The organism is Kurthia zopfii (genome assembly GCF_003143955.1).
GTDB classification, from domain to species: Bacteria; Bacillota; Bacilli; order Bacillales_A; family Planococcaceae; genus Kurthia; species Kurthia zopfii.
The window spans coordinates 1-10,345 of the sequence record NZ_QFVS01000055.1 but is presented as its reverse complement, the minus strand read 5'-3'; the positions used below and the strand labels follow the sequence as shown (position 1 = coordinate 10,345).

Annotated in this window: 9 protein-coding genes and 1 other annotated feature; of the genes, 3 read left to right on the top strand and 6 right to left on the bottom strand. The window is 36.6% G+C overall.

What is annotated here, in order from left to right; translation table 11 throughout:
- Window positions 1-151 precede the first annotated feature (151 nt).
- On the top strand, window positions 152-1,168 hold the full coding sequence (locus tag DF281_RS13720) for a YhgE/Pip domain-containing protein (protein ID WP_109350831.1): 1,017 nt from the start codon (window positions 152-154) through the stop codon (window positions 1,166-1,168).
- 226 nt (window positions 1,169-1,394) lie between these two features.
- Here the strand turns inward: DF281_RS13720 and argH are convergent, their stop codons facing one another.
- The 4 genes from argH to DF281_RS13700 all read right to left on the bottom strand — a co-directional run bounded on the left by argH (window position 1,395) and on the right by DF281_RS13700 (window position 5,906).
- Window positions 1,395-2,771 carry an argininosuccinate lyase gene (gene argH / locus DF281_RS13715; protein WP_109350830.1) on the bottom strand — a complete coding sequence of 459 codons (1,377 nt, stop codon included), beginning with the start codon at window positions 2,769-2,771 and terminating at the stop codon, window positions 1,395-1,397.
- Complete coding sequence (locus DF281_RS13710) at window positions 2,771-3,979, bottom strand: argininosuccinate synthase (protein ID WP_172461961.1); 1,209 nt, start codon at window positions 3,977-3,979, stop codon at window positions 2,771-2,773. The genes argH and DF281_RS13710 overlap by 1 nt, the downstream gene beginning before the upstream one ends.
- Window positions 3,980-4,237: 258 nt before the next feature.
- Window positions 4,238-4,972 carry an SDR family NAD(P)-dependent oxidoreductase gene (locus DF281_RS13705; RefSeq protein WP_109350828.1) on the bottom strand — a complete coding sequence of 245 codons (735 nt, stop codon included), beginning with the start codon at window positions 4,970-4,972 and terminating at the stop codon, window positions 4,238-4,240.
- Entirely contained in the window at window positions 4,959-5,906 is a 948-nt protein-coding gene (locus tag DF281_RS13700) for an MBL fold metallo-hydrolase (RefSeq protein WP_109350827.1), read from the bottom strand. Before DF281_RS13700 ends, DF281_RS13705 begins: the two co-directional genes overlap by 14 nt.
- Before the next feature lie 122 nt (window positions 5,907-6,028).
- Window positions 6,029-6,243, top strand: a binding site (T-box leader).
- 55 nt (window positions 6,244-6,298) lie between these two features.
- Between DF281_RS13700 and proC the strand changes: the two genes are divergently transcribed.
- Window positions 6,299-7,105, top strand: coding sequence for a pyrroline-5-carboxylate reductase (proC, locus tag DF281_RS13695; RefSeq protein WP_109350826.1), 807 nt, complete (start codon window positions 6,299-6,301; stop codon window positions 7,103-7,105).
- A 61-nt stretch (window positions 7,106-7,166) separates the two neighbouring features.
- Here proC and DF281_RS13690 read toward each other — a convergent pair whose 3' ends face one another.
- The gene (locus DF281_RS13690) at window positions 7,167-7,994 is read right to left on the bottom strand and encodes a MerR family transcriptional regulator (protein ID WP_109350825.1); all 828 of its coding nucleotides are present in this window, start codon (window positions 7,992-7,994) and stop codon (window positions 7,167-7,169) included.
- A gap of 66 nt (window positions 7,995-8,060) precedes the next feature.
- On the opposite strand from DF281_RS13690, the gene DF281_RS13685 reads away from it, so the two are divergent.
- Complete coding sequence (locus tag DF281_RS13685) at window positions 8,061-9,419, top strand: MATE family efflux transporter (RefSeq protein ID WP_232025887.1); 1,359 nt, start codon at window positions 8,061-8,063, stop codon at window positions 9,417-9,419.
- A 107-nt stretch (window positions 9,420-9,526) separates the two neighbouring features.
- Here the strand turns inward: DF281_RS13685 and DF281_RS13680 are convergent, their stop codons facing one another.
- Window positions 9,527-9,976: a hypothetical protein gene (locus DF281_RS13680; RefSeq protein WP_109350824.1), complete on the bottom strand. Its 450-nt coding sequence runs from the start codon at window positions 9,974-9,976 to the stop codon at window positions 9,527-9,529.
- Window positions 9,977-10,345: the final 369 nt, after the last annotated feature.

Genomic DNA, 10,345 nt, shown 5'->3' with positions numbered 1-10,345 from the left:
AGCTCGGTCAAATAAGAGAAACCGCTGCAAGTAAAGAAATACACTTGCAAGTACGCTCTATTCCCAAGAAGCTCCCACTTCAAGCGTGAAGAACCGCAAGGTTTAGCTAAGTGGCGAGTAGTTCACCGCGACACAACTTCCTTCAGCGCATATGAAATCAGGAAAATTACCTGTTGCCATTTTAGTTGAAGATCAAAATCCGATGGGAACTCAATTTGCCGACAAATTAACTTCTCAAGGTGACAAATTTGACTGGGTCAAAGTGGATAGCGAAGCTCAATTAAACAAGAAATTACAAGATCGCGATGTATATGGTGCAATCGTAATTCCTGAAAACTATTCAAAACAATTTGCTTCATTACAATCACCAAAACCACAACAAGTTGAATTACAATTCCTTGTGAACCAAGGTAAAAACACACAAGTTGCAGCTCAATTAACACAAGGATTCAACGCGATGGGCGTTCAACTTAATAAAGTGATGAGCGAACAATTATTCACAGTTGTTGATCAAAAGAAAATCCCATTAAATGTAGAATTAGCGCAAGTATTTGCTAATCCAATTAAAATTGACATTAAAAATGTACATGATGTTGGTTCATTAGCTACTGCACCATTCTCATTCTTCCAACCTATCTGGATGGCTAGTCTAATCGGTGCTGCGATGTTATTCTTCGCTGGTAAAACACGCGTATTCCAAACACTCGCTGCACAACTATCGTTTAGATTGGTTCAATTAGTCGCAAGTATCGTCACTGGGTTGATCGCTGGTTATGCGATGACTTGGTACTCAACTTGGATGCTAGATTATGACTATAGTTCATTCAATCAAGTTGCATTATTCTTATCAATTAGCAGTACAGCGTTTATTTTACTAATTTTAGCGTTCTTTAGTTGGTTAGGGTTTAAAGCTTTACCAATATTCGTATTACTAATGTTCTTCGGCCTTCCATTACTACAATTAGCACCTGAAATGTTACCGAATTTCTACGCTGATTGGATCATGCCTTGGCTTCCATTCCAATTCCTTTTCGACGGCTTACGTGAAGTATTATTCTTCGACGGATCTGTGTGGAATAGTAATACAGTTGTGCTAGTTTGGATTGCAGTCATTAGCGCAATCGTTATCTTATTAAAAGGTTCAGCAAAAGAAAAAGCTGTAAAATAATTTGCTTTATTAACCAAGTAGGTCTTTCCCTACTTGGGTTTTTTATTTATATAGAACCATTTTTAAACAAAACAAAAAAGTAACTCCCCTCTGGAAGTTACTTTCTGCGAAACAATCGCTTGTTCCTCACCGGAATCAGTTTCCCTCTGTTAACTATAATCCAATGTTATTTATTTTAACCCCTTGAACATTTCAAGTAAGAATCCCCTTTGTGAAGAATTCTTCTTTATTTCAATAATTCATTTGCTTTTTGTAGTTGAATTTTCACTTGATCGAAGCCAGTGCCACCTAATGAATGACGGCGTTTTACAGCAGCTTCTGGTGCAAGAACATCAAATACATCTGCTTCTAGCAAAGTACTTTCTTTTTGCATCTCTTCAATCGATAAATCTAATAAGTAGATGCCTTTTTGAATACAAGTGAATACTAATTTACCTGTTACTTCATGCGCTTCTCGGAATGGCATCCCTTTTGCAGCTAAGTAATCTGCAAGTTCTGTCGCATTTGAGAAATCATTGTGTACTGCTTTATGAAGTACATCTTTATTAACTGACATTGTTCTAACCATGCCTTCAAAGATTTTAAGCGAGCCAACAACTGTATGTAAAGTATCAAACATACCTTCTTTGTCTTCTTGCATATCTTTGTTGTAAGCAAGTGGAATCCCTTTTAGAACTGTAAGTAAGCCTATTAAATTACCGTATGCACGACCTGCTTTACCGCGGATCAATTCAGCCATATCAGGATTTTTCTTCTGTGGCATAATACTTGAACCAGTTGAAAATGCGTCATCTAATTCAATGAATTTGAACTCATCTGTCGACCAAATGATAATTTCTTCTGCAAATCTTGATAAATGAGCCATTAATAACGAGCTATTAGATAAAAATTCGACGATGAAATCACGGTCTGACACCGCATCAATTGAGTTTTGATAAACTGCAGAGAATCCTAATAATTCAGCACTTAATTCACGGTCAATTGGGAAAGTTGTACCAGCTAATGCGCCAGCTCCAAGTGGTGAAATATCAATGCGTTTCACAGATTCCGTAAATCTTTGCTTATCACGTTCTAACATCCAGAAATATGTCATTAAATGATGCGCAAAAGAGATTGGTTGTGCTCTTTGTAAATGCGTGTAACCTGGTGCTAAAGTTTCTACATTATCCTCAGCTTGTGTCACAATTGCTTGTTGGAAGTTTTCGATTAAACCGATTACTTCTTTCACACGCTTTTTCAAGAATAAATGCATATCTGTCGCAACTTGGTCATTACGGCTACGGCCTGTGTGAAGTTTACCTCCGACTGGTCCGATCATGTCCGTAAGCATTTTTTCAAGATTTAAATGAATATCTTCATTCTCTACTTTGAAATCTAATTCATTGTTTTCTGCTTTAATTTTTAATTGTTCTAAGCCGTCTTTAATCGTTTTTACTTCGTCAGCAGTTAGGATCTCACATGCGCCCAACATTGTTACATGGGCGATGCTTCCTTCGATGTCTTCTGTAACAAGCTGCTGGTCAAAGCCGATTGAAGCCCCAAATTCATCTACCCATGCTTCAGCAGATTTTTGGAAACGGCCTCCCCAAGCTTTTCCGCTCATTACTTTACACCGTCCTTCTTCGAGTTGTTATTAATGATTGAGTTCACTTTTGTTGGTAAACCAAATAATTCGATGAAACCAACTGCAGAGTTATGATTGAACTCATCATCTTTTGTATAAGTTGCTAATTTTTCGTCATATAGAGAGTTTGGTGATTTACGTCCTTGAACAACTGCATGTCCTTTGAATAATTTCACACGAACTGTACCGTTAACGAATTTTTGTGTTTCTTTAATGAATGCCTGTAATGCTTCACGTAATGGTGAGAACCATAAGCCATTATAGATTAATTCAGTTAATTGTTTTTCAACAACTGGTTTGAAATGTGCAAGCTCTTTTACAAGTGTAATATCTTCTAATTCTTTATGCGCTGTTAATAAAACGTGTGCGCCTGGAATTTCATATACTTCACGTGATTTAATACCAACAAGACGGTTTTCGATATGATCGATACGACCAACACCGTGTTTACCAGCAAGTGTATTTAATTCAAGAATCATTTCAGAAAGTTTGTATTCTTTACCATCTAATTTAGTTGGTACACCTTCAACGAATTCGATTTCGATGATATCCGCTGTGTCAGGAGCATCTTCAACTGCAACTGTTAAGTCATATGCATCTTCTGGTGGTGTTGCCCAAGGATCTTCTAAAATACCACATTCATTCGCACGGCCCCATAAGTTTTGGTCGATTGAGAATGGAGAATCTAAGTTAATTGGAATCGGAATATTTCTTTCTTTCGCATATTCGATTTCCTCTTCACGGCTCCAAGCCCATTCACGAACAGGTGCTAGAACTTCTAAATCTGGGTTTAATGCGTTGAATGATACTTCAAAACGAACTTGGTCATTCCCTTTACCAGTACAACCATGTGCTACTGCAGTTGCGCCAGTTTCTTCTGCAATCTCAACTAATTTCTTAGCGATTAATGGACGAGATAACGCTGAAACTAATGGATATTTTTGTTCATACCAAGTGTGACCTTGTAATGACATTAATGCATAATCATCAGCAAATTCGTCTTTCGCATCGATGATGTATGATTCAACTGCGCCAACTTCTAATGCTTTCGCTTGGATATGATCTAAACTTTTACCTTCACCAACGTCTAAGCAACAAGCTACTACTGCGTAACCTTGCTCCTTTAACCACTGGATTGCTACTGATGTATCTAAACCGCCTGAATAGGCAAGTACTACTTTTTTCATAATTAATTCCTCCGCTTCAAATCATGTATGTTTATACGTTTTTATTTAATATTTATACACTTATACTATCACGGTATTTTTATGAATGCAAGTGTATTTTTATAATAAATTTATTTTTCTATTAACGCATCTAAAATCCTTTTGTACATTGACTTTAAGTAGTTTTTATATCGAAATACTTTATGCATCAATACTGTATTTCGGTGTATAAATGAATAAAGCGCAAAAAAAGAAACCACATAAAATGTGATTTCTCTGTTATTTTTTATTAAAAAATGGTTTACCAATCGTTTCTGTCAAAGCAGGTGCGACAGCATATAACTTACTTGTAATCCCCATATACCAAGGGATATTCAATTCCCTTTTCTTCTTACCAATTAAGGAAATCGTCTTCTCTGCTACTTTTTCCGAGCTTAACAATACATTTTTCATTTTGCCTCTATATGAACCGGTTGCATCTGCATGATCAAGAAATGGTGTATCAATCGGTCCTGGATGAACAATTGTAATGATCAGATTAGGTTGTTCTAATCTCAAACCATTCGTATAGCCAATCAGTGCATGCTTCGTCGCTGCATAAACCGCTGCTTTCGGTGTCGCAACCTTGCCAGCTTGAGAACCAATATAGATGAATTGTTTTTTCACTTTTGGAATCAAAGCTTTCGTCAATTTCATTTGGGAAGATATATTCAATGTAATCATGTCATCAATCGCTTGATCTTCTATTAAATGCGCATATTCAAAAATTCCAACACCCGCATTTAAAATCGCTACATCGACTTCCTTTACTTTATTCGTAAATTCATGCATGGCCTCATCGTTGAGTAAATCAACCTTGAATACTTCTGCTCCCTTTTTTGCAAGCTGTTGTAAAATGGTGTCATTACGACCAATGGCAATGACATCAAAGTTTTGTGCTAATAATTGATTTGTAATGGCAAGGCCTACACCTGATGTTGCACCTGTCACAAGGATGATCTTATTTTGCGGCATACATTAAAATTCCTTCTTTGCCCATCGTTTCAGTGACATGGCCAAGTGATACAAGATAGTCTAACTGCCCAATTGTGTGCGATAACGTCAGGCCAAGCTCTGATTCATATTTTTTCGGGAAAATCATTTGAGAGATTTCAAAGACAGAAAATGGTCCACTTGCCGCAATTGATTGAAGTACTTTCATCGCGCGTCTATGTTGTGTAGCTAATCTTTCTTCTATTAATTCATGTGCATTGTAAATAGCATCACCGTGACCGCTATGTACAACTTGTACAGGAAGATCCAACACTTTTTTCAATGAAGCATTGTATTGAAGCAATGATTTTGCTCTTTCTTCATTTGGTACTAATGGTGGCTCGATTAAAGGATTTGACACTGTTTTGGCGATTAATAAATCTCCGCCAAGTAACTGCCCACTTTCCTCATGCCAATATGCTAAATGGGATTGCGCATGACCTAATGTTTCGATCGCCACTAATCCAGGATGTCCTGGAATCGCATCTCCTTCTTTTAAAATCGTATTCAATGGGCGTGTTCCCATCATATCAGGGCGGCGTGTCATTCGTTTCGGCCAACCGCGATATTTCTCAGGTACGCCTTCTTCAATTAGATTTTTCATATAGAAATCATAATGCGAGTCGATGAATGTCGGATCTCTACGTAGCCATGCATCGTTGTATACATGACCTAAAATCTGTGCGTTCGGAAATGCATCCGTCCAACCGATATGATCCGGATGATGATGTGTCAAAATCACTTGTTCAATATCATTGAAAGTGTAACCATTTTCCTTTAAGCCAAATTCGATTGCTTCAAGTGCCTCTGGTGTTTTTGTGCCTACATCCACGATTGATAATGCGTCTTGCTTTATAAGATGACAGTTTACAGAACCTACTGCAAACGGTGTTGGTGTCTCAATTCTTGTAATCATTTTGTAACTCCTTCCACTTAACTGAATAGTAATTCATTCCATTATACAATGCTTTTCATAGTACGTCACTCTATGAGATTATTTGACTTTACTTTGCAAACGTCCTATAATCACTTTTATATACTAATACGATGATGAAGACTAGTACAACTTCTTCCCTTGCTAAAAGAAAGTGTGATCACCGGCTGAAAGTCACATAGCAATATGAATTGGAACCTACTTCTGAGTAGTCTTGTAAACAAGACCGCATCCTCAGCGATATCGAGGCTAAAGTTGCGCTCTATTTTCAGAGCGAATCAAGGTGGTACCGCGGAATCCAAGCATTTTCGTCCTTTTTATCGGATGATTATGCTTTTTATTTTGTCAAAAAAAAGAATTAGGAGGCGACAAGTATGCAAACAATTGTATTCGCAGGTGCAGGTTCAATGGCAGAGGCTATTATTCAAGGTTGGGTTAATAAAGGTGTTGTACTGCCGCAATCGATTTATGTGATGAATAAATCAAACAAATTAAAGCTTCAAGACATTGCAAATCGCTATGGTGTACAAGTTGTTTCGGACCGTCGCGAAGTTTTATCTAAGGCAGATTGTGTGATTTTAGCCATGAAGCCAAAAGATGTTGTAGCAGGTATGAAAGACATCGCTCCATTATTAGGTGAAAAAACTGCTGTGCTTTCTGTAGTAGCAGGTACGAGTATCGAAACAATTCAAGAAAATTTAGGACATAGAGCTGTAGCTCGTGTCATGCCAAATACTTCCGCAACAATCGGAATGAGTGCAAGTGGGATTGCATTCAGTGATGAGGTGGCTCAATCATTGAAAGCGACTTTCTTACAATTACTAGAAGCGATTGGCGTAGTAATTGAAGTTAAAGAACATGAATTACACGCCGTTACTGCCTTATCAGGTAGTGGCCCAGCGTATTTATATTATTTAATTGAAGCATTTGAACAAGCGGGCATGAAATATGGTTTAGAGCAATCAACGATTCGTACATTAGCTGTACAAACGGTTGCAGGCGCTGCTGAAATGTTAAAACAAACATCAGAAGAACCAAAAGCATTGCGCAAAAAAGTAACAAGTCCAGGTGGCACAACTGCTGCTGGGATCCAAGCATTAAAAAATCACCATTTCAAAGAAACAATTCAAGCATGTATTGATGATGCAACGAAACGATCAATCGAACTTGCAAAGGAATAGTATAAAAAAACGATTCAGCAATTTATTTTGCCGAATCGTTTTTTCGTTTATATGAGGGAAATTATTCCACTCTCATTTTAATTTGTGTAACGTATTGTTCGATATTTGATACGGCTGCTTCTTCAAAGACATATTCCTCGTACGCATCCCCTACTACTTCAAGTTTTCTGTCGTTGGCAAACTTTCGAATAGCGTCGTAACTTTTCTTTTTAAATCGTTCTTCTCCGATATGATATGCCGTAATATACTTACCTGCTTGCTTCGTATGCATAGCAATCGCAATATCCGGTTCGCTAATTTTCGTATATAAATACGAATAGTTTTCAAAAGCTTCGTCATCGATTTGCTGTTGTGTCAATATCGCCCCGATTGGGTAGCCAATATCTAATTTTCGAGTATAAAGAATTTCGATAAATGCGGAAACTGCACTTAAAAACTCTTTTTCAGACGTATTTTCAATAAGCGGACTGATGAAAAACTGTTCTTCTTCTTCAAATTCAACCGTAATATCGTTAAAATTTGTCGCGATTCCTTGTTTTGTAATTTCTAATTTCGTATCAATAATTCGCTCCATTTGTTTTAAATGGCTGATTTTCTCATGCGTTTCTTTTTTCTTTTCTTCGAATAAACTGATCAATTGTTCAGGTGTTTTATTGTAGATGAATTGCTTAATTTCCTTTAATGGCATATCTAAATCCTTCAACAGTTCAATGACGCTAAATAAGTCAAACTGTTGATATGAATAGTATCGATAGCCATTATCTGCTTTTAACGCAGGTACTAATAAACCGATTTCATCATAGTGAAATAATGTTTGCTTTTTGACATTACAAAGTCGCGCAAATTCGCCTGTTGTAAAATGCCCCTTAAATTTTTCGTTATTTTCCATAATTCCTCCTTGACTATCTGGTAACCATATACTTTAGCATATAGTTAAGTGAAAGGAAATGATCTTGTGACACACACTCTAAATGAACAGGACGAAATGGCATTAAAACTGCAAAATAGTCCGCCCAAAAAACTATTTCTATCTTATTTAATCCCTTCCCTATTCGGGATGATTTTAATGGCATCCAATATACTGATTGATGGTATTTTTGTCAGTCATGGCGTTGGGGAAGACGCATTAGCAGGTGTAAATATCGCTACACCGATTTTCTCAATCCTACTCGCAGTCTCACTTTGGATTGGTATGGGTGGTGCGACACTTTATTCCATTGCACTTGGTGAAAATAAAATAAAACAAGCGCAGAAAATATTCACACAATCTGTTATTTTAACTGTCTCAATCGTTGGTATTCTAATAATAATCGGTTTTTGGAAGTTAAAAGAAATCGCGTATTTATTCGGCGCAAGTGCTACAACATACCCACATGTGCGTGACTATTTATTCGTCATCTTAGCATTCGGTCTTGTTTATGTACTGGAGAATATTTTAAGTATTTATATTCGAAATGACGGAAATCCAAAATTAGCAATGGTTGGACTTGCTGTTTCAGCGATTTTGAATGTAATTTTAAACTATATTTTCATTTTCATTATGAATTGGGGCGTTTCTGGAGCTGCCTATGCAACAGGGATCGCTACTGTCGTCGGACTACTCGTACTAATGCTTCACTTCTTACAAAAATCGAATCATTTGAAATGGAATTTTAGTAAAGTTTCATTTAAACAAATGGGCGAAATTTTAAAAATCGGCTTACCGAGTTATGTTGTTGAGATGAGTTTCGCATTAATCGTCGTTGCGTATAATATCACCTTCCTACGATTTGCTGGCGATGTTGGTGTAACTGCCTTTGCTGTAATTAACTACTTACACGCAGTATTCCTAATGATTTTCATTGCTGTTGGTTCAGCTTTACAACCAATCGTAAGTTTCCACTATGGCGCGCAATTGTATGATCGACTAAAAGTATTTTTACGATTAGCAATCATTACTGCGACAATTATTGGTGTTGGCTTATTAATTGTCGGGTATTTCAGTAAATCACTCATTCTACTATTGTTTGGCGTTGAAGCTGGCCCAGTTGCTGATTTCACAAAGACGGGTATTAATTATTACTTTATTGGTTATGTATTTTTAGGATTTAACTTAGTCATTGCGGAATACTTCCAAGCAATCAAAAAAATTCGATTATCAACCATTATCGTATTATGTAGAAGTATTATTATTTTCATGCCACTTCTATTCCTATTACCTTACTTTGGTAGCGCAACTTGGATCTGGTTGGCATTCCCAATCGCAGAAGGACTTACGACACTTGGTTTAGTCGTATTATTTTTCAAAAGTGATAAATTGAAAATTCATGAATAAAAAGAATCTACAATAAATAACGTTTACGAAGAAAAAAGCACCGATCTCTCATCAGATTGGTGCGGAAACTTCATGAACGTTTTTTTATATAAAAAGCCAGTATATTACTAATCTTCCGGATTTTCTTCAAGAACCCAAGGGATATTAGCCACTAATATAAACTGTAACACTGGGGTTGGAAATCTTTTTGGTACAAATTCTAAATGCTCAGAAAATCCAAAAGTGAAATTTTCCACCTTAAAAGTATTCGTTTCCTCAAAGTTAGAAGGTGTACACAATTCTCCTTCTAAAACTTTTCCAACAAGATGGAAATCACCTATATAGCACATTTCTCCTGATTCATCAGTAGAAAAATACGATAGCTCTGCTGGTTTTGAAGCAAGTATTCCTAATTGGCTAAATAGATCTGATATCGAACTATTAAAAGACTTAGTTGCTTCAACATAGTTTTTACAGTATAAGCAGTCGCAAACTTCTAAATCTTTACTATAGAATTCCCGTGTTTGATCAAGATCTACTTCTACTAACCAGTTGTCTATTCTAATTTGTTGTAACATCAATAAACCTCCTGTAGAGTCCTAGAATGTATGTGATTTTAAAAAATGCGGTTTATTTTTCACTATGAACCATACATAAAAAGAAATCAATATTAGTTTTTGTCATGTTTATAGAACCAGTATTTTTATTATATAGGCTCTGTGTCAATGTTAGCTCTAGATCGTTCGAATGGTTTATAGTCATATGCATTGCATTCCAAAAAGTGAAACTCTTGAAGACAGTTATTCAATGTTTGAAAGACTTTAGTGAACTACTCGCCACTTAGCTAAACCTTGCGGTTCTTCACGCTTGAAGTGGGAGCTTCTTGGGAATAGAGCGTACTTGCAAGTGTATTTCTTTACTTGCAGCGGTTTCTCTTATTTGACCGA